Origin of the sequence: Nocardia sp. CDC159, assembly GCF_023740735.1 — a bacterium.
Classification (GTDB): domain Bacteria; phylum Actinomycetota; class Actinomycetes; order Mycobacteriales; family Mycobacteriaceae; genus Nocardia; species Nocardia pulmonis.
The window spans coordinates 24,939-46,258 of the sequence record NZ_JAMRXH010000027.1 but is presented as its reverse complement, the minus strand read 5'-3'; the positions used below and the strand labels follow the sequence as shown (position 1 = coordinate 46,258).

9 protein-coding genes are annotated in these 21,320 nt (G+C 69.3%); 8 read left to right on the top strand and 1 reads right to left on the bottom strand.

The window, feature by feature from the left end; translation table 11 throughout:
* Nucleotides 1-39 precede the first annotated feature (39 nt).
* The 6 genes from NDR87_RS35265 to NDR87_RS35240 all read left to right on the top strand — a co-directional run bounded on the left by NDR87_RS35265 (nucleotide 40) and on the right by NDR87_RS35240 (nucleotide 18,367).
* Nucleotides 40-13,140, top strand: a complete 13,101-nt coding sequence (locus tag NDR87_RS35265) for a non-ribosomal peptide synthetase (protein WP_251918329.1) — start codon at nucleotides 40-42, stop codon at nucleotides 13,138-13,140.
* Complete coding sequence (locus tag NDR87_RS35260; protein WP_251918328.1) at nucleotides 13,137-14,108, top strand: ATP-binding cassette domain-containing protein; 972 nt, start codon at nucleotides 13,137-13,139, stop codon at nucleotides 14,106-14,108. Before NDR87_RS35265 ends, NDR87_RS35260 begins: the two co-directional genes overlap by 4 nt.
* Complete coding sequence (locus NDR87_RS35255) at nucleotides 14,105-14,920, top strand: ABC transporter permease (protein ID WP_251918325.1); 816 nt, start codon at nucleotides 14,105-14,107, stop codon at nucleotides 14,918-14,920. The genes NDR87_RS35260 and NDR87_RS35255 overlap by 4 nt, the downstream gene beginning before the upstream one ends.
* Nucleotides 14,917-15,711 (top strand): ABC transporter permease, encoded by a 795-nt coding sequence (locus tag NDR87_RS35250; protein ID WP_251918324.1) that lies wholly within the window; start codon nucleotides 14,917-14,919, stop codon nucleotides 15,709-15,711. The genes NDR87_RS35255 and NDR87_RS35250 overlap by 4 nt, the downstream gene beginning before the upstream one ends.
* Nucleotides 15,712-15,838: 127 nt before the next feature.
* Complete coding sequence (locus NDR87_RS35245) at nucleotides 15,839-16,792, top strand: alpha/beta fold hydrolase (RefSeq protein ID WP_251918322.1); 954 nt, start codon at nucleotides 15,839-15,841, stop codon at nucleotides 16,790-16,792.
* Between the two features lie 951 nt (nucleotides 16,793-17,743).
* Entirely contained in the window at nucleotides 17,744-18,367 is a 624-nt protein-coding gene (locus NDR87_RS35240; RefSeq protein WP_251918320.1) for an alpha/beta fold hydrolase, read from the top strand.
* On the opposite strand, the gene NDR87_RS35235 is transcribed toward NDR87_RS35240, so the two are convergent.
* Nucleotides 18,345-19,286, bottom strand: a complete 942-nt coding sequence (locus NDR87_RS35235; RefSeq protein ID WP_251918319.1) for a MerR family transcriptional regulator — start codon at nucleotides 19,284-19,286, stop codon at nucleotides 18,345-18,347. The two genes, NDR87_RS35240 and NDR87_RS35235, sit on opposite strands and share 23 nt — an antisense overlap.
* A 138-nt stretch (nucleotides 19,287-19,424) precedes the next feature.
* Here NDR87_RS35235 and acpM point away from each other — a divergent pair, with 138 nt between their 5' ends.
* Both acpM and NDR87_RS35225 read left to right on the top strand, forming a co-directional pair.
* Entirely contained in the window at nucleotides 19,425-19,730 is a 306-nt protein-coding gene (gene acpM / locus NDR87_RS35230; RefSeq protein WP_251918317.1) for a meromycolate extension acyl carrier protein AcpM, read from the top strand.
* Nucleotides 19,731-20,224: 494 nt separating this feature from the next.
* On the top strand, nucleotides 20,225-21,280 hold the full coding sequence (locus tag NDR87_RS35225) for an alpha/beta hydrolase family protein (RefSeq protein ID WP_251918315.1): 1,056 nt from the start codon (nucleotides 20,225-20,227) through the stop codon (nucleotides 21,278-21,280).
* Nucleotides 21,281-21,320: the final 40 nt, after the last annotated feature.

Sequence of the window (21,320 nt, the reverse complement as noted above, 5' to 3'; positions counted from 1 at the left end):
CCTGCAGCCGTTTCGAGATCTCCATGCAGGAATTCCCCCATGTCCCAGGGCTCCTCCGCACCGCCCGCCGGTGCCTTTCCCCTGTCCGCGGCGCAGCGCGGCATCTGGTTCGCCCAGCATTTCGCCGGTGACACCCCGATCTCGATCGCGCAGTACGTCGAGTTCGCGGGCGCGGTCGACGTCGAACTGCTGGCGCGGGCGGCGCGGCAGGCCGGTCGCGAATTCGGCACCGGATATCTGCGGTTGATCGAGATCGACGGTACCCCATACCAACTGGTCGACACCACCCTCGACGATCACGTCGACCTCATCGATCTGCGCGAGGCGCCGGACCCGGAGTCGGCCGCACACGCCTGGATGCGCGCGGAGTATTCCGCCCCGCTGGACCCGCTGACCGATCGGCTCGTGCGGATGGCCATGCTCCGCATCGCCGACGATCGCTGGTTCTGGTACTCGCGGCTGCACCACATCGTCCTCGACGGGGTGGGCGCGCTGACGATGATGCAGCGCACCTCCGAGATCTACGACTGCGCGGTGACCGGCCGCGAGATCCCGCCCGGGCGCGCGGAGGATCTGCGCAAGATCGTCGACGACGATCTGTCCTACCGGGATTCGAACCGCCTGCACGCCGACCGCGAGTACTGGCGCACCCATCTGGAAGGCATGGCCGAGCCGGTGACGCTGGCCGGGCGACAGGCCGGTGTCGACGCCCAGCCGAATCTGGTGAGTGGCGAACTGCCCCTGGACACAGCGGAATTGATCGAACTCGCCGCCAAGGAGCAGTCCTCGAGCGCCGCGCCGATCATCGTCGCCGCATTCGGCGCCTACCTGGCGGCGATGACCGGAGCGGCCGAGGTGGTACTGGGCCTGCCGGTATCGGGCCGCACCACCGCGACGCTGCGGCGCTCGGGCGGCATGGTCGCCAATGTGGTGCCGCTGCGGCTGCGCCTGGACCCCACCCGGACCGTGGGTGAGCTGATCCGGGCCACGCAGGGCGAGTTGACCGGTGCGCTGCGGCGGCAGCGGTACCGGCAGGAGGACATCATCCGCGATCTGGGCTGGTCGATGGAGGAGGTCACCTCGTTCGGCCCGACGGTCAACCTGATGATGGTGGACAGTCGAATTCAGCTCGGCGGCGTCACCGGGCGGCTGCACGTGCTCACCTCGGGGCTGATCGACGATCTGTTCGTCAATGTGTATCCCGGGGTGGGCGGGGAGAGTACCCATATCGACTTCCAGGCCAACCCGAATCTGTACGACCAGGCCGCCCTGGCCGCCCAGTACGGCCGATTCCTCGACTATCTCGCGCGATTCCTGGCCGCCGGGGCGGACGCACCGCTGGTCTCGGTATCGGTGACCAGCGCCGCCGAGCGCGCCGCATCCGCGCCCGCCCGCGGCCCGGCGGATGTGCCGGCGCGGCCGCTGCCCGACATCCTCGCCGCCGGTGCGCGCGTCGACGCCGAGGCGATCGCGATCGCGACCGACGACCTCGAGCTCACCTACCGCGAACTCGACGACTACACCAATCGCCTGGCCCGCCTGCTCATCGAGGCCGGCGCTGGCCCGGAACGAATGGTGGCGATTTCGATTCCGAGGTCGAGGGAATCGGTGCTGGCGATGTACGCGGTCGCCAAGACCGGTGCGGCATTCGTACCGATCGACCCCACCTATCCGGCCGATCGAATCGACTACATGATCGCCGACAGCGGCGTCGTCGCGGGGGTGACGGTCGCGGGCGTGCGCGGTGCGCTGCCGGACCGGGTGAGCTGGCTCGAGATCGACACAGCTGCTTCGGAAGCGGCCGTCGCACAGCAGGATTCGTCGCCGATCACCGATGCCGACCGCCGCTCCCCGGTGCGGCTCGACCATATCGCCTACGTCATCTACACCTCCGGATCCACCGGAATGCCGAAGGGCGTTCTCGTCTCGCACCGGGGCCTGGCCAATCTGGTGGCGAGTTCGGGCGCGGCCTTTCGTGTGCACGCGAATTCGGTGATGGCACACGCCGTCTCGCCCAGTTTCGACATCTCGGTCGAGGAGCTGCTGGTGGCGTTCGCCGCCGGTGCCACGGTCGCGGTGGTCCCTCCGGCCGCCTATGCCGGTGTGGAGCTGGCGCGGGTGCTGCGCGCGCTGCGCGTCACCCATCTCAATGTGACTCCCGCCGTGGTGAATTCACTGGATCCGGCGACACTGCCCGAGCTGTGCACGGTCGTGGTCGGCGGCGACGCGTGCCCACCGGAACTGCTGAGCAGATGGTCCGGCCGCACGCTGCTCAACGGTTACGGCCCGACCGAGACCACGGTCACGGTGACGCTGAGCGACCCGCTCGCACCGGGCGATCCGGTGCGCATCGGCGGCCCCGTGCGCGGCGTGCGCGCGCTGGTACTCGACCCATGGCTGCGGCCCGTGCCGCCCGGGGTGACCGGGGAGCTGTATCTGAGCGGCGCGTGCCTGGCGCGCGGCTATCACCGGCGCAATGGCCTGACCGCGGAACGATTCGTCGCCGATCCCACGGCGGGCGGCGCGCGGATGTATCGCACGGGTGATCTGGTGCGCTGGCAGTGCCGCGATGGCCGGTTCGAACTGGAGTATGCCGGACGCGGCGACGCGCAGGTGAAGGTGCGCGGTTTCCGCATCGAGCTCGGCGAGGTGGACGCCGCCCTGCAGCGGCAGCCCGGCGTCGAGTTCGCTCTCACCCTTGGTGTCGAGACCGATTCCGGCGCAACGGCTCTGGCCTCCTATGTGCTCGGGGAGAAGGCGGATCTGGACCCGGACGCGCTGCGGGCCGCCCTCGGCGAGATCCTGCCCGCCTATATGGTGCCCGCGGCGATCGTGGTGCTCGATCACATTCCACTCACCCCGGTCGGGAAGGTGGATCGCCGCGCCCTGCCGCGTCCGGACTTCCGCGCCCGCACCGGCACCGGCCGAGCGCCGTCGACTCCCCGGGAGCGGGTGCTGGCCGAGCTGTTCGCCGAGGTGCTGGGGCTGGATTCGGTGGGCGTGGACGACAATTTCTTCGCCCTGGGCGGGGACAGCATCATCGCCATCCAGCTGGTGTCCCGGGCCAAGGCGGCGGGCCTGGGCTTCGGGGCGCGAGAGGTGTTCGAGCGCCGGACCGTTGCCGGTCTGGCCGCGATCGCCACCGAGGTGGGCGCCGAGGCCGTGCGGGAGCTGCCCGGCGGCGGGATCGGGCCGATCGAGCTCACCCCGATCGTGCACGACATGCTCGCCCACGGCGCGCCCTGGGATCGATATGCGCAGGCCGTGCTGATCGGGCTGCCCGCCGATCTCGATCGGGTCCGGCTCACCGCGGCGTTGCAGGCCCTCATCGATCATCACGACCTGCTGCGCTGTGAACTGAGCCAGCACGACGGGGAATGGAAATGGCTTGTGGGCGAACGCGGTTCGATCGATGCCGCGGCCCTGCTCGACATCGTCGCGGCCGGGGCCGATCCGGAGACCGAATTGCAGTGTGCCGCCGACCGGCTCGACCCGCGCGGCGGGGTGGTCGCGCGGTTCGCGCTGATCGAATCGGCCGAGGCCGCGCCGCTGCTGTGGCTGGTGCTGCACCACCTCGTCGTCGACGGTGTGTCGTGGCGGATCCTGCTGCCGGATCTGGCGACCGCGTACGCGGGTGGCCCGCTCGCCCCGGTGGGCACGTCGTTCCGGCGCTGGGCGCACGGACAGCGCGAGCAGGCGCACCAACGCGGCGCGGAACTGCCACTGTGGCAACGGATCTCCCGCACCGCGGATCCGGCCCTGGGCGCGGTCGCGTTCGATCCGGCCGTCGACGTGGTGGCGACCGTGGCGGAGTTGGACACGGTGATCGACCTCGACAGCGCGAGCGCGGTCCTCGAGAGGGTCTCCGAACGATTCCACTGCGGCGCGGACGAGGCGCTGCTCACCGCGCTGGCGCTCGCGGTGAGCCGCTGGCGCGGGCACACCACCACCCTGCTCACCCTCGAGGGACACGGGCGCGAGGACGCGATCCTGCCCGGGGCCGATGTGGCCCGCACCCTCGGCTGGTTCACCAGCGTGTATCCGGTCGCCCTCGATCTGACCGACATCGACCTCGACGACGCGTTCGCGGGCGGGCCGGCGGCGGGGGCGGCCCTGAAGTCGGTCAAGGAGCAGCTGCGGCAACTGCCCGACAAGGGCGTCGGCTACGGCATGCTGCGGTACCTGAATCCCGAAGGTGGTCTGGGTCTTTCGGTCACCCCGCAAATCAGCTTCAACTACCTCGGCCGGGCCGCGACCGGCGACGAGGGACCCTGGTTGCCCCGGCGCTTCGCATCCACCCGCGACCCGCGCGCACCGCTGCCCGCCGCCGTCGACATCAATGCGATCCGGACCGATGCCGGGCTCGAGGTCAGCTGGGCCTATGCCACCCGGCTGTTGGACGAGCCGCGCGTGGCCGCACTCGCCGACCTGTGGCGCGAGGCGATACGGGCGCTGGCGGCGCATGCGGACGCGGCCGGAGCCGGTGGTCACACACCCTCCGACTTCGACCTGGTCCGAGCCACCCAGGCGCAGATCGAGCAGTGGGAGCGCGACCATCCGAACCTGGTGGACGTGTGGCCGCTGTCGCCGTTGCAGTACGGCCTGCTGTTCCACGCCCGCTACGACACCGATACCGCCGACGACTACACCGTGCAGACGCGGCTGACCCTCGCGGGCCGGGTGGATTCGGCGCGATTGCGGGCCGCCGCGCGGCAGGTGGTCGAGCGGCATGCGAATCTGCGCGTCGCCTTCGTCGAAACCGAGGACGGCCCAAGGCAATTGGTTCTTGCCACCGCCGATCCGGACTGGCGGGAGGTGGATCTCACCGAGCTCGCGACCCCCGAGGACCGGGCCCGTGAACTCGAGCGCTTGATCGCCCTGGACGCGAGCACCCGTTTCGAGCTGACCCACCCGCCGCTGCTGCGATTCGCCCTCGTGCGCACCGCGGCCGACGCCTGGACCCTACTCCTCACCAACCACCATCTGGTGCTGGACGGCTGGTCCACCCCGCTGCTGGTGCGCGAGCTGCTGACCACCTACCTCGGCCTGCTGTCCGGATCGGCGAGCGCCCTGCCCGCGCCGCCGTCGTATCGGCAATTCCTGTCCTGGCTTGCCGCACAGGACGATCGGGAATCGCTGGCCGCGTGGTCGCGGTCGCTGGCGGGCGTCGACGCACCTACCCGGGCGGTGCCGACGCTGGCCGGCATCGAATCCGCCGAGTCCGAGATGGTGACCGTCGACCTGGCACAGCCCGACGTCGAACGGCTGGCGGCGACCGCGCGGGCGGCGGGCGCCACCGTGAACACGGCCGTAGAGGCCGCGTGGGCCTTGCTGCTGGCCATGCTGACCGGGCGCACCGACGTCGTCTTCGGCGGCACGGTCTCCGGCCGCCCGCCGCAGCTGCCCGGTGTCGAGGAGATGGTGGGGCTGTTCATCAACACCCTGCCGGTGCGGGTGCGGCTGGATCCGGGGGAGCGGGTCGCGGATCTGCTCGCCCGCGTCCAAGCCGAACAGGCGCGGCTGCTCGATCATCAGCACGTCGGGCTGGCCGCGATCCATCGGGCCGTCGGGCTGCCCGAATTGTTCGACACGCTGGTCGTTTTCGAGTCCTATCCCATGGATCGGGAGGCGTTGTCGCGGGCGCTCGACATCGGCGGGATGCGCATCCTCGATGTGACCGGAACCGACGCGACCCCGTATCCGCTGAACCTGATGGTCATTCCGCTGCCCGATGGACTGCGGGTGAGCGTGAAATTCCTGGTGGATCACCTCGATTCGGCCGCGGCCCGGCGGCTGCTGGACCGGTTCGTCGCGTTGCTGACCCAGATCGCCGAACAGCCGGGGCAGCGCGTCGCGCGGTTGCAGCACTGCGATGCCCGCGAACGTACCGCGCTGCTGCCGGTGCGCGGCCCGCAAGCCGTTGCGCCGCGCACACTTCCGGAGATTCTGGTCGACGGTGCCAGCATCGATCCGGATCGGATCGCCGTGCAGGCCGGTGCCCTCACCATGACCTACCGCGACCTGGACGCCTGGTCGAACCGCTTCGCCCGGGTGCTGCTGCGCCGCGGGGTGGGCCGGGAGGTCTTCGTTGTGCTCGCACTGACCCGCTCGGTGGAGTCGGTGGTCGCGGTGTGGGCGCTGGCCAAGACGGGCGCGGCCTTCCTGCCGCTGGATCCGAACTATCCGGTGGAGCGGATCGAGCACATCCTGACCGATTCCCGGGCCCCGATCGGGGTGACCATCTGCGAGGTCGGGGAGACGCTGCCCGGCACCATCGACTGGCTGCTGCTGGACGATCTCAACACCATCCGGCGGGTGATGACCGTCTCCGACGCGCCGATCACCGACGCCGAACGCGGTGGGCCGGTGCTGCTCGACCAGATCGCCTACCTCATCTACACCTCCGGCTCGACCGGCAAGCCCAAGGCGGTGCTGGTCGGCCACCGCGGTTTGGCGAATCTGGTCGCGACCCAAGCCAATACGCTCGACCTGGATGCCAGCGCCGGGGTGTTGCAGGTCGCCTCGCCGAGTTTCGACGCCTCGGTGCACGAACTGCTGAAGGCGCACGCCATGGGCGGGCGGCTGGTGCTCTCGCCGCCGGATGTCTACGGCGGCACCGAACTCGAACGACTGCTGCGCACCCAGCGGGTCACCCACGCGGTGATCACGCCCTCGGTGCTGGCCACCATGGAGCCGCACGATCTGCCCGAGTTGCGGGTGCTGTCGGTGGCCGGAGAGGCAGTCGGGCCGGAGCTGGTCGCCGAGTGGTCGAACGGTCGCCGGATGGTGAACCTGTACGGGCCCACCGAGTTCAGCATCTGGGCGACCGGTCCGGGAGAACTGCGGCCGGGTGAGCCGATCACGATCGGCGGACCCATTCACGGCGCGGCGGCCATGGTGCTCGACGGCTGGCTGCGGCCGGTGCCGACGGGGGTGACGGGGGAGCTGTATCTCGCGGGAACGGCGCTGGCGCGCGGCTATTTTCATCGGTTCGGGCTCACGGCGGCCCGCTTCGTCGCCGATCCGTACGGTGCGCCCGGCAGCCGCATGTATCGGACCGGCGATATGGTGCGCTGGGTCGAGAACGGCCCGGCCCCGCGGCTGGAGTATCTGGGCCGCAGTGACTTTCAGGTCAAGGTGCGCGGTCTGCGCATCGAACTCGGCGAGATCGATGCGGTGCTCGCGCGGGATCCGGACGTCGAGTACGCGGCGACCATCGGCGCGCCCGGCCCCACGGGGGCGACCGTACTGGTGGCGTATGTAGTCGCGGCGGCCGGGCGTGCACTGGATACCGAGCGGCTGCGGACGAGCGTCGCCGCCGCGCTGCCCGGCTATATGGTGCCCGGCTACATCCTCGAGCTGGACAGCATTCCGCTCACACCGGTCGGCAAACTGGATCGCGGCGCCCTGCCCGCACCGGACGTCGCCGATCTGCACCAGCGCTATCTCGCGCCGCGCACGCCGGTGGAGCGGACCGTCGCCGCGGTCTTCGCCGAGGTGACCGGCAGCGAACAGGTGAGCATCGACCGATCCTTCTTCGACCTCGGCGGCAATTCGCTCAGCGCCACGAAGGTTGTCGCCCGGGTCAATGCGGCGCTCGGATCGACCATCGCCCTGCGCGATCTGTTCGACGCGCCGACGGTCGCGCAGCTGTCCGCGCGCATCACCCCCGCCGCCGAGGCCGGTCCGGGCCGCCCCGCCCTGGCGGCGCGCATTCGGCCCGACCGCATCCCGTTGTCGGCGGCGCAGCAGCGCATTTGGGTGCTCAACCGGATGGATCCCGGCTCGGCGGTGTACAACATCGTCGCGCCGCTGCGGCTCACCGGGGAGCTGGACGCCGGCGCGCTGCGCCGGGCGGTCGGGGATGTCGTGGCCCGGCACGAAAGCCTGCGCACCATCTATCCGGCGGACGCCGAGGGTCCGCGCCAGGTGGTGCTCGACGCCGAGGCCGTCACGCCCGAGGTCGCGGTCGTCGAGACCGGTGACGGTGCGGAGCTCGGGGAGCGCATCGCGCGGCTGGCGGGGAGCGGATTCGACCTGACGCGCGAGCCGCCGCTGCGGATCGGGCTGTTCCGGATCGCCCCGGACGTCCACGTCGTGGTGCTGGTGGTGCACCACATCAGCGCGGACGGCGCGTCGATGGCGCCGCTGGCGTCGGATCTGCTGACCGCCTATGTGGGGCATGCGCGGGGGGTGGCGGCGACCCTGCCGCCGCTGCCGGTGCAGTACGCCGATTACGCGCTCTGGCATCGGGAGCTGCTGGGTGCGGAATCGGATCCGAAGTCGTTGGCGGCCAGTCAGATTCGATACTGGACCGACACCCTGGCCGGTGCGCCGGACGCGCTGGAGCTGCCCGCGCAGCGTCCGCGCCCGGCGGTGCAGTCCATGCGCAGCGCCGATCTGCGGTTCACCCTCGACGTGCGGCTGCATCGGGAGCTGTCCGCGCTCGCCGCGACGGGTGATGCCAGCCTGTTCATGGTGCTGCACGCCGCGCTGGCGGTGCTGCTGGCCCGGCTCGGCGGGACCGACGACGTGGTGATCGGTACCGCGGTCGCGGGCCGGGGCGAGCAGGCGTTGGACGGGCTGGTCGGCATGTTCGTCAACACTGTGCCGCTGCGGACCGTAGTGGACCCGAATCTCGGCTTCGAACAATTCCTTTCGACGGTGCGCGGCACCGATCTGGATGCGTTCGCCCGCGCCGATGTGCCCTTCGAGCGGCTGGTGCAGGTGCTGAACCCGACCCGGTCGACGGCGCACCATCCGATCTTCCAAATCTCGTTGTCGTTGCAGAACTTCGTGGAGCCCGCGCTGGAACTGCCCGGGTTGCGGGTGCGGGTGGAGCCGTTCGAGCGCGACGGGTCGCAGTTCGATCTGAGTTTCGATCTGCGCGAACGCTTTTCGGACGGCGAGCCCGCGGGCGTGGACGCGGTGCTTACCTACGCGCGCGACCTGTTCGACGAATACGGCGCGGCATCGATCGCCGATCGCTGGCAGCGGGTACTGGCCGCCGTTGTCGCCGATGCCGCGCGGCCCGTCGCCGACATCGACATTCTGGGTGAATCCGAGCGTGCCGCATTGGTTCCCGGGTACGGACCGCACACCGTGGGCACCGCCACCCTGGCGGACGTACTCGCCGAGTCCGTGGCGGCCCACCCGGATCGGACCGCGCTCGTCGCCGACGGGGTGAGCTGGTCCTACCGCGAGCTCGATGCGCGAGCGACCCGATTGGCTGCCCTGCTGGCACGGGCGGGCGCCGGCCCGGAAACCGTTGTCGCCCTCGGCCTGACGCGCGGCGGTGAACTCCTCACCGGCCTGTGGGCGGCGGCCAAGACCGGTGCCGCATTCCTGCCGATCGACCCCAAGCACCCGATCGACCGGATCGAACACATGCTGGGCGATTCGGGCGCGCGCCTGGGGCTCACCCTATCGGCGCACCGGCCCCTGCTGCCGGGCGTGGTGCGCTGGCTGGTCCTCGACGATCCGGAGTTCGCGGCGCGCTGGGACGAGGCCGAGACGACCGCGCCACCGGTCGTCGTTCACCCGGACCACCCGGCGTGGATGATCTACACCTCCGGCTCGACGGGCACGCCCAAGGGCGTGTCGGTATCGCACCTCGGCATCGCGGACATGATTGCGGCGCAGCGTGATTCGCTCGGCGTGGACGAGCACTCGCGGGTGCTGCAGGTGGCCTCGCCGAGCTTCGACGCGTCGGTGTTCGAGGCGCTCATGGCCTTCGGGTCCGGCGGCAGCTGCGTCGTCGCGCCACCGGAGGTGTTCGGCGGGTCCGCGCTCGCCGAACTCGTTGCCGCCGAGGCGGTGACGCATATGGTGATCACACCCTCGGCGCTGGCGACCGTGGAACCCGCGCAGATGTCCGGGGTGCGGGTGCTCGCCGTCGCCGGTGAGGCGGTCAGTGCCGAACTGGTGCAACGGTGGGCGCTCGGGCGCACCATGGTGAACCTGTACGGTCCCACCGAATTCACCATCTGGGCAACGGGTTCGCGGGCGCTGGCCGTGGGTGCGCCGATCACCATCGGCGGACCCGTCCACGGCGCGGCGGTGCTGGTGCTCGACGATCGGCTGCGTCCGGTGCCGTTCGGCGTCGCCGGTGAGCTGTATCTGTCCGGGGCCGCCCTGGCGCGCGGGTATCACGCGCGACCGGATCTGACCGCGGGCCGGTTCGTCGCCGATCCCTTCGGCGCGGCGGGAAAGCGGATGTACCGCACGGGGGATCTCGTCCGCTGGGTCGGCTCGCTCGGCGCACCCGAGCTGGAATATCTGGGGCGCACCGATTTCCAGGTCAAGGTGCGCGGCCAGCGCATCGAGCTCGGTGAGATCGATGCCGTGCTGGGGCGGGCGCCGGGGGTGGAATTCGCGGTGACACTCGGCGTGCGCACACCCGCGGGAACCGCCGCGCTGGCCGCCTATCTGGTACCGCGCGCGACCGGGCTCGATCTCGCGGCGGTGCGGGCGCATGCCCAAGACCGGCTGCCGGGCTATATGGTCCCGTCGGCGTTCGTGGTGCTGGCCGAGCTGCCGATCAACGCGGTCGGCAAGCTGGACCGAAAGCGCCTGCCCGAGCCCGTGTTCGACGATGTCGGCACCGAATACGCACCGCCGAGTACGCCGACCGAGGAGGCGCTGGCGGCCGTGGTCGCCGAGCTGGTCGGGCGCGAGAAGGTGGGTGTGCTCGACTCGTTCTTCGCCCTCGGCGGCGACAGCATTCTCGCGATCCAACTGGTGTCGCGTGCTCGGCTGCGCGGCATCACCCTCACGCCGTTGCAGGTCTTCGAGCATCGGACCGTCGCGGCCATGGCGGCCGCCGCCGATGCCGCCGATGTCGAGGTGATCCTGGACGAACTGCCCGGCGGCGGCGTGGGTGACATCCCGCTCACCCCCATCGTGCGGTACATGATCGAACGCGGCGGCACCTTCGATCGCTTCGCTCAGACCGCGGTGCTCGAACTGCCGGTCGGGATCGTACGCGCGCAGCTGGTGGCCACCCTCACCGCGGTGGTCGATCGGCACGACATGTTGCGCGCCAGGCTGTTTCGCGACGGCGAGTGGAGGCTGCGGGTGGCGGAACCGGGCACCGTCGATGTCGACGCACTGATCCGGCGGGTCGAGTTCGCCGCCGATGCCGATAGCGTCGATCTGCGCGAATACGCCGTCGTCGAACTGGATTCGGCCATGAACCGGCTGGATCCCGCGCGCGGTGTGGTGCTGCAATTCGTCTGGCTCGATCCGATCGGTGACGCGGGCGAGCGCAGCCGAGCGGGCCGGTTGATCGTGGTCGCCCATCATCTCGTCATCGACGGGGTGTCGTGGCGGATCCTGGTGCCCGATCTGATGGCCGCCTGGGCCCAGGTCTCCGCGGGCGCCACACCCGTGCTGCCCGAGCCCGGAACGTCGATGCGCCGCTGGGCGTATGCGCTGGAAGAGCAGGCCCACCGCACCGAGCGGATCGCCGAGCTCGACTACTGGCGCACCGTCGTCGACGGCCCCGATCCGCGGCTGGGCGAGCGCGATCTCGATCCGGCGATCGATCGGACCGCCACCCTGCGCACCGTGGAAATCGTTGTGCCGGAACATGTCACCACCGCGCTGCTCACCACGGTGCCCGCGATCTTCGACGGCAGCGTGGAGGACGCGCTGTTGGCGACATTGGCGCTGGCCGTATCGCGGTGGCGGACCGATCGGCCCGACAGCGTGCTGTTGCGGCTCGAGGGCCATGGCAGACAGCAGGAAATCGTGCCCGGCGCGGATCTCTCGCGCACCGTCGGCTGGTTCACCAGCGTCTATCCGTTCCGGGTGGAGCTGGCGGGACTCGATATCGACGAGGCCCTCATCGGCGGCGCGGCCATGGGCGCGGCAATTCGATCGGTGAAGCATCGGCTACTGCGGGTCCCCGACCGGGGTATCGGATTCGGACTGCTGCGCTATCTCAATCCCGCTGCCGCCCAGCGATTGCCGGAGCGGCTGCCCGGCCGGATCGCGTTCAACTACCTCGGCCGCTACGCCGCGGGCGACATTCCGGCCGGACTGGACGGGCTGGGTTGGCTGCCCACCGACGAATTCGGTGACCTGCACACACGGGAGTGCCCGGATGTGCCGCTGACGGCGGAAATCGATATCAACGCCGTTGTGGTCGGCGATCGGTTGCAGGCCGGATTCGGCTATCCGGACACCCTACTGTCCGCCGACGATGTCGCCGAACTCGCCCGCCTGTGGATCGAAACTCTCACCGCCGCAGCCCTGTTCGCTCAATCTCCGCTCGCGCGGCAGGCCGCCGAAGACGACGCGAGGGAGCGAGCCGCCGCGCAGCGGCTGGCCGCCGCGCCGGGTCCGGCGCCGATGGGGCTGGGATTGGATGTGCTGCTGCCGATTCGGCCCGACGGCACCGAGCCCGCGCTGTTCTGCATTCATCCGTCGTCCGGAATCGCCTGGACCTATCTGGGATTGGCGGAACTGCTGCGGTCCGGCCGCCCCATCTATGGCCTGCAGGCCCCGGATCTCAGCGGCGAACCGGCGGCCCGGTCCATCGCGGAATTCGCCGACCGGTACGCGCGCGAGATCCGCCGGGTACAGCCGGACGGACCCTATCACCTGCTGGGCTGGTCGTTCGGCGGCCTCATCGCACACGCCGTCGCCACCCGGCTCGAACAGTCCGGGGAACGGGTCGGGGTGGTCGCGTTGCTGGACGCCGATACCGCCGATATCGATGGCGACAGCATCGAAAGGCTCAGCGCCGGTGCGTTCGTCAACACCTTCGGTGGCGTGCTCGGGATCGACGACGTGCCCGCGAGCGCCACCGCCGAGGAGGCGGCCGCGGCGATCCGCGACCGCACCGGCGGGGTGGCGATCATCGACGCCGACACCATCGAGCGGATGGCCGCCTCCTACAACGCCTCCGCTCGCACCCGCACCGGATATCGACGTCCCGTCTATCGCGGCGACGTGCTGTATTTCAGTGCGACCGTGGGCACCTCGGAGATCTTTGGGCCGTCCGGCTGGCGGCGCTACGTGACCGGCTCGATCACCAATTACGACATCGAGGCCACCCACGACGAGTTGACGGCACCGCATGTGTTGCCGGTCATCGCACGCGTCCTCGACGAACATCTGGAGGCTGGACAGTGAGGTCAGGAGCTGGCGGGGTGCTGGTGGAGGGCATCGAGAAATCCTTCGGCGCGGTGCGGGCGCTGCGCGGGGTCGACTTCGTGGCGGAGCCGGGGGAGGTGCTCGGCATCCTCGGCCCCAACGGGGCCGGAAAGACCACGACCGTGAACATCCTGTCCACGCTCATCGCCCCGGACCGCGGCCGGGCGACGGTGGCGGGGCACGATGTCCTCGCCGATCCGGCGGCCGTGCGCCGCTCGATCATGCTGACCGGTCAATTCGCCGCCCTGGACGATATGCTCAGCGGCTACGAGAATCTCGTGCTGTTCGGCAGGCTGATGGGTCTGCGCAAGCGGGCCGCGCGCGCCCGGGCCGAGGAGCTCATCGCCGAATTCGATCTGACCGCCGCCGCGGGCCGCCGGGTCGGCACCTACTCCGGCGGTATGCGTCGGCGCATCGATATCGCCTGCGGCCTCGTGGTGCGGCCCGACGTCGTATTCCTCGACGAACCCACCACCGGGCTGGATCCGCGCAGCCGCCAGGGCGTGTGGGATCTGGTGGCCGGATTCCGCAAGGAGGCCATCACCACGCTGCTCACCACCCAGTACCTCGAGGAGGCGGATGCGCTGTGCGACCGCATCATCGTGATCGACCACGGTGTGGTGATCGCCGAGGGCACCGCCGACGAACTGAAGTCGCGCACCGGGACCAGCTACTGCGAGGTGGTGCCGCTGGATCTGAAGGATCTGCCCGCCATCGCCGGTGCGCTCGGTTCGCTGCTGCCCCCGGAGGCGCGTGTGGCGCTGGGTGGTGAGGCGGATCGGATCGCGATTCCCGCGCCCGAGGGCGTCAGGACCCTCGCCGAGGTGATGCGCCGATTGGACGGTGCGGGAGTGGAATTGGTCGACATCGCGCTGCGGCGGCCGTCGCTCGACGATGTCTTCCTCACCCTGACCGGGCATCTCGCACGAGACGAGGAGCGGGCGTGACAACGGGCTGGTTGACCGCGGCGCGCGCGACCCCGGCCACCGCGCAACAGTGGTGGGTGCTGACGACCCGGCTGATCACACCCTCGGTGCGGACCGGCGAGGTGCTGGCCTCGGTGCTCGCACCGGCCGCGTTCACGGCCAGCTTCTACATCCCGCTGGATCGCGTGATGTCCTTCAGCGGAACGGGATTCAGCAGCTACGCCCAGTTCATGATGCCGATCGTGGTGCTGCAGGCGGCGGCGTTCACGGCCATCTCCGCCGCGTTCCGCGCGGCCACCGATGCCGTCTCCGGGCTCGACCGACGCTTCGGCGCGATGCCGATCGCGCCGCTGGTGCCGATCGCGGCGCGCATGTCCGGCAATGTCTTCCGGCTGCTGATCGCCCTGGCCGCCGCCCTGGCATGCGGGCACGTCATCGGGTTCCGATTCCGCCTCGATACCGCGCACACCCTGGGATTTCTGCTGTTCGCGCTGCTCATCGGAATCGCGTTCACCCTCGGCGCGGATGCCATCGGCACGGCCGCGAGGAGTCCGGAGGCGATCACCCAGGCCCTGGTGCTGCCGCCGTTGATCTTCGGCATGTTGTCCACCGGATTGGCTCCGGCGAGCCAGTTTCCGCACTGGGTACAGCCTTTCGTGCGCAATCAGCCGGTGTCGCAATTCGCGATCGGACTGCGCGCGCTGGCCGGTGACACCAAAGGCAATGCGGGCGAGGTGAGCTGGGCGCTGATGGGGCCGCCGCTGCTGTGGCTGCTGGCCCTGCTGGGGGCGGGGCTGTTCTTCACCGTCCGGCTGAGCAGGAGGCGCGCATGATGGTGTCGTCGGCTTCGGAGACCTCGCCGCGGGCGCTGGTGTGGCACACCATGATTCAGACGCAGCGGCTGCTGCTGCGCTGGTCGCGCAGTCCGGTGACGCTGCTGGAGACGCTGATCATCCCGTGTCTGCTGCTGATCATGCTCGACACCGTCGTCGGCGGGCAGATCGAGCGGTTCTCCGGTGCCAGCGCGCTGTACGGGTCGGTGCCGATGGTGGCGATCGTGGGTGCGCTGTCGGGCGCGGTGGCCGGGGGAGTGATGCTGGGGCGCGAGCGGGACGCGGGCCTGCTCGCCCGGTTCTGGGTGCTGCCCGTGCACCGGGCCTCCGGACCGGCGGCACGCGTGCTGGCCGAGGGGTGCCGCATCCTCGTCGGCACCGTGGTCGTGATCGCGGTCGGATATCTGCTGGGGTTCCGGTTTCAGCAGGGGGTGTTCGCGGCGCTGGCGTTCACGCTGGTGCCGGTGCTGTTCGGGCTGGCCTTCGCCACCATGGTCACGGCCGTCGCGGTGTTCACCGCGAAAGCGACTCTGGTGGAGGGGATTACGATCCTGTCCTCGCTGCTGATGTTCTTCAGCACCGGGTTCGTGCCACTGCCCGCCTATCCGCGCTGGATCCAGCCGGTGGTGCGCAATCAGCCGCTGTCGGTGGCGGTGGACGCGATGAAGGCGCTGTCGCTCGGGGGGCCCCTGGCGCATCCGCTGACGCTGACGCTGCTGTGGTCGCTGGGCTCGATCGTCGTCTTCGCGGTGCCCGCCGCGATCGGATATCGGCGCGCCAGCCGCCGTTGACGGGTGCCACCTTGGTGGGGATCTGTTCCCCCTTCGGGTGTCTCACCTCAGCACTCGGGGGTGTCGAACCGGCGGCGATCGTGGTGGACAGTGGGGAGGAGTCACCACCCCGCGAACCGGAGCCCCGATGCCGACCTCCCGCACCACCGCCGCCGCCTCGCAGAGCCGTGCCGTGGTCCAGGCGAAAGACGTTGTGGCACTGTCGGTTCGGCAATACGGCCCCCGCGACGCGGCGCTCACGGTGGTACTCCTGCACGGGCACTGTCAGCGCGGCGAATCCTGGACCTACGTCCTCGACGCGCTGCGGCGCCGCTGTCCCGATGTTCGGTTCGTGTCCTACGACCATCGTGGCCACGGCAATTCGGCTGCCGCGCCGCGCGAGACCTACCACCTCGAGCAACTCGGCCACGACCTGCGTGACGTGCTCGCCGCCGTGGCTCCCACCGGACCGATCGTCCTCGTCGGCCACTCCATGGGCGGCATGACCGCGCTGACCTACGCCGGACAGCATCCGCACGAGATCGGCGCCCGCATCGTCGGTGTCGCCCTCATCGCGACCGCCGCGAGCAACCTCGCCGAGGCGGGCTTCGGCCGTCTGCTGCGCAACCCGCTGATCTCCCTCTTCCAAGCGGCCGTCCGCCTCGCCCCGCGTTGGACCCAGCGCGCGAAGCTGCTGGCGTGCAAGATATTCGCCCCCATCGTCCGCGCCGCCGAATACGGCGACCGCGCGGTCAGCCCCCGCGTGCTCGCCCTGAACAACGCCATGCACAACCAGACCTCGATCGTCACGATGGCGAGCTTCCTGAGCACCTTCACGACCTACAACCGCACCGCCGTGCTCCCCCTCCTCACCCCCATCCCCACCCTGGCCCTGTGCGGCTCCGCCGACCTGATGACCCCACCCTCCCACTCGGTGACCATGGCCGCCGCCGCCCATTCCGAGCTCGTGCTCATCGAGGGCGCCGGGCATTCGGTCATCCTCGAACAGCCCGAGTCGGTCGCGGCGGCCCTCGCCCACCTGCTGGCGCGGGTAGTGGGTAACAGCGCGGCTGTGGACGCCCAGCCGGAGTTCGCGGCCTAGGCAGTGTTCGCGGTGGTGGCCAGATAGTGGACTTGTGAAGGTATGCCTCCGGAGGCAACGCGAGGCTTACCGCTGCGGTTGACCCAAAGACCAATCGGCTGCCGAGCCCGTTTAGGCGAAATACGGCAATCGGCGGATGATCGTCCGCCTCGAGACGGCAATACTTGCATGGTCCGAGAAGGACAAGATTCTGATGAGATTCCCAGGAGTCGAAGAATATGTGCAGTGTGCCGATCGCCTCCTCGCCTACCTACAAGGATGGAAAGGCTGGCCGATGCGGCGCTGAGTGAGAGCGAACGGTCGCAGACTGCAGCGGACTCGCCGGAACGCGGCGAGTCGTCGGGACGAATGCGCCCGAACGGTGGGTGGTGATGACCCTGGCGAAAACCGGAGCGCTGGTCGACTGTGCGGTCACCTCGCATTGGGCAGCTCATCGGACCGGGGCATGCCTCACCTGGGAAGTGAACGAGGCTGCCGCGGCGGCTCGCGCCTTGTTGTCGCGAACCGTACACCCGAACAGCGAGATCCCGTCATGGGATCAACTAGCGTCCGAGGTAGTCGATTTCATCGCGGATTGTGGACGATAAACGGAAGGTAGTCGGACTGTGCCAGCTCGCCCGAGGCGGCTCGAAGAAGGGGTGGCCGGACCCGGACACGGGAGCCTATCGGAATGGAAGCCGTCTCAACAAGAAATCCGCACCGTGATCCGTCATCGAGTAGTGGATGCGTGCCAGAGCGATAAGCCTGGAGCCACGCAGCGTTGGCGGCCGGTGAACGATCCCACCGCACGGGCAAATCCTCGCTGCAATAGAGTGTTACGTTTATATGCGCATCTAGACATGTAAGCCGATAGCGTCGTAAGCGCAGGGAATGGCGACTTGCGTCGGAAGAAGCTGGGGAGGGGAAGTGGGAGTTGACCTTGACGCTGCGTCAGGGTCGCAGGATTGCCCTATGACGCAGGACAGTATTTCCTCGGCGCGGTTCGTGCCGCCGGTCGGAGGGTTTCAGGAGGTCGAGAGGCGGCGCGTTTTCGTGCATCGGGCGGGAGGTGGCGGACCGGCGGTGGTGTTTCTGCCGGGCGCGAGTGCGGTGGGTTTGGATTATTTCGGTGTCCAGCAGGGGGTTTCGCGATTCACCACCGCTGTGGTGTACGACCGTGGGGGTACCGGCTACAGCGATCGGCTCCCGTTGCCGCGTACCGCGGCGGCGGTGGCCGGGGAACTGCGGCAGCTGCTGCGGGCACAGAACATCGCTGGCCCTTACGTTCTCGCGGCCCATTCGCTCGGTGGCCTGTACGCCCATCGGTTCGCGCAGTTGTTTCCGTGGGACGTGGCGGGTCTGGTCTGGATGGATCCCGGCGATCCGCGCCTGGCGGGGCTCATCGACGACCTGGATGCCTGGGAGATCGAACACGAACGCGACAGCCACCCCCGAAACGTGCGGCTGGTCGTATCTCGTATCGCCCAGGCGGCCCCGGCGTGGCAACGCATCGTCGACGCCCTCGCCCATCGCGCCGAGCAACGCCGCGACGCGGCGCGGGGGGCGACCCCGGTCACCCCGACCGCCGGTCCGTGACCCGGATCGACTGGGTCAGTGCGTCGTAGAGCCAGTGGTGGGCGCGCCCCACGGTGACCCGGGTTCCGAGGAACTGCGCGGTCAGCGCCCAGTAGCGATGAATACGGTGGTCGGTGTCGGTCGCGTCGGCCAGCAGGTGCTTGCGGAAGCGCGCGGAGTCCCGTTCCCCGCGCGCACGGGCATGAGCGGTGACGAACCGATCGAGTTCACCGCCGCCGCGCGGCCGCACACCCTTCGAGACCAGCGGCACCACATCGGTCAGTGCGTTGTCCACGGCGGCATACAGTCCGGGCCGATCACGGATCGACTCCGGCCGACCCCGCCAGAGCTGTTGTCGCACAACGGCCGTCATCTCGGGATCGGCGACCAGAGCGGCCAATTCCGCATACGCCACCACCTCGTCGACCGACGGATCCGCGGGCGGCTCCGGAACATTCCAGTGCACATAGATGTCGACGTCGCGGCGAGGTATCGGCGCGAGAACCCGCCGCCAGAACCCCACGAGACAATCGTGTACCGCCCCACCGTCCTGCGCGGCGGCCAGCACCGCGAGCCGCTCGTCCCGCTGGCTCGGGGAAGCCGTCTCCACGGCTCGCAACGCGGCCCGCCGCCAGGTCAGTGACCTGAATTCGATATCGAGTCGCGCACTTTCGGCGGCGATGGCCTCGGCGATCGATCGCTCCCCGCGCAGCACCTCGGTGATGGAGTCGAGCCCGAGCCCGAGTGCGCGCAACCGCCGGATCAGCAGCAGCCGTTCGGTGGCGGTGGCGGCGTCGAACATCCGATGCCCGCCCGGACTGCGACGGGATTCCACAATGCCCTCGTCGCAATAGAACCGGATCGTGCGCACCGCGAGTCCGGTGCGGCGCGCCAATTCCCCAATGCTCACCAGCGCGCTCGCATGCGCGTCATCGGTCACGACTGTTGCCTCCGCCCCAATGGAGCCCTCAGCGTACCGGCTCGGCCGACGTGTCATCGGTCACAACGAGTTGAATCTCCACCCGGGTGGAGCTCTTAGCGTGCTGTGGACATTGATCGCACCGAGGAAGGGTGATTCGTGGTTACCACGCAGGAAGAAATCGTCGCCGCTATCGCGGAGATCGTCGAGGAGGTGACCGGCATCGACGCGGCGCAGGTGGGGCTGGAGAAGTCCTTCGTCGAGGATCTGGACATCGACTCGCTGTCGCTGGTGGAGATCGCCGTGCAACTGGAGGACAGGTACGGCCTGACGGTCGCGGACGAGGATCTGGCGAGCCTGCGAACCGTCGCCGACGCGGTGGCCTACGTCCAGAAGATGGCGGCCGAGCGGCCGGGGCTCGCCGCGGAGATGGAGGCGAGATTCAAGGATTCCCAGGCGAATTGAGCTCCGGTGGATGGCGGGGGCACAGGAAGATCGCCGTTTCGCCGCGGCTGTGACGGGTGCCACTGTAGGGTGAATCCGCTTGTCGCACAGTCGGGTAAGGGGTCCTCATGTGGAGTATGGTCGCCATTTCCGTGGTCGGGTCCGTGATCATCGCGCTCGGGTTCGTGATCGGGTTCCCGAAGCGCTGACGCGCGGCGGCCGCCTGCCGCGGGCGCGCGTGTGCGGGGTTTCGAAAGCTGTAAGCTACAGCTAAACACCCCGCGGAAATCGCGAGCCGATTTCCGGCGCGGCACCCGGACTCGCGTTTCATGAGCGAGTTACCCTCGGACCGTTGGTTATTCGGAAATGCCATGATCGAATACCGCGCTATCTGAGTTGTTTGTCCGTTATTCCCGCGGACGTAGCGGTGGGGAGCACATCACACCTCGGTAACGGAGACCGGTCGGTTCGGCGACACTACGCGCGACACGCGTCGACGAAAGGTGCTCCCCTCCATGCGTTTGTTGCGCCCTCGGCAAATTCATGATCGATCCCCTCGGCGGCTGCTCGCGCTGGTCCTGGCCGTGCTACTGCCCCTCGGCGCGGCACTGACCGGCGGCGCGGGCACGGCCTCGGCCGCGTTCACGCCCGAAGGGTTCGATTTCTGGGTCGATTCCCCGGTCATGGGACCCATCAAGTCCCGAATCTTCCGCGCGGCCGACGGCAATACCTCCCGGGTGGTCTACGCACTCGACGGTATGCGCGCCCGTGAGGACCTCAACGGCTGGGAGATCGAGACCGATGTCGCGCGTCAAATGGCCGCCGCGAACATCAATGTGGTCATGCCGGTGGGCGGTCAGTCCAGCTTCTATCTCGACTGGAATTCGCCGTCGAGTTTCTTCGGAATCCCGCCGATCGCGGGCCTCAACACCGGTTCGACATCGGGCTCCGGCGCCACCCAGATCTTCTCGGGTGGGCCCGGCAAGAGCTATCGCTACGACTGGGAATCGTTTTTGACCCGCGATCTGCGCAATGCGCTGAAGGCCCGGCTGGGCTTCAATCCGAACCGCAACGGCATCTTCGGGCTGTCGATGGGCGGCAGCGCGGCGCTGACCCTGGCCGCCTACCATCCCGATCAGTTCAGCTTCGCCGGTTCCTTCTCGGGCTATCTGAACATCTCGGCGCCCGGCATGCGCGAGGCGATCCGGGTCGCCATGCTCGACGCGGGTGGTTACAACGTCGACTCCATGGCCCCGCCGTGGGATCCCAAGTGGCTGCGCATGGACCCGTTCGTCTTCGGGCCGCGGCTGATCCAGAACAACACCCGGCTGTGGATCTCGGCTGGCACCGGCCGCCCGACCGCGACCGACGGGCCGAACATCAACACCCTCAACGGCATCGGTCTCGAGGCGCTGGCCCAGGTCAACACGCGCGCCTTCCAGGTGCGGATGATGTCGCTGGGCGCGAAGAACGTGAACTACGACTTCCCGCCCTTCGGCATCCACGCCTGGAACAACTGGGCCGACCAGGCATTCCGCATGATCCCGGATCTGTCGGCCAGCATCGGCTGAGCCTCAGGCCGCGCGCCCGAGGATCTGTTCGAGCAGCCGC

What these genes read in the sequence shown, in the direction of transcription:
- NDR87_RS35245 (WP_251918322.1), top strand. Translation starts at nt 15,839, where the DNA reads ATGCCGACCTCCCGCACCACCGCCGCCGCCTCGCAGAGCCGTGCCGTG.
- NDR87_RS35265 (WP_251918329.1), top strand. Translation starts at nt 40, where the DNA reads ATGTCCCAGGGCTCCTCCGCACCGCCCGCCGGTGCCTTTCCCCTGTCC.
- NDR87_RS35250 (WP_251918324.1), top strand. Translation starts at nt 14,917, where the DNA reads ATGATGGTGTCGTCGGCTTCGGAGACCTCGCCGCGGGCGCTGGTGTGG.
- NDR87_RS35240 (WP_251918320.1), top strand. Translation starts at nt 17,744, where the DNA reads ATGACGCAGGACAGTATTTCCTCGGCGCGGTTCGTGCCGCCGGTCGGA.
- NDR87_RS35225 (WP_251918315.1), top strand. Translation starts at nt 20,225, where the DNA reads ATGCGTTTGTTGCGCCCTCGGCAAATTCATGATCGATCCCCTCGGCGG.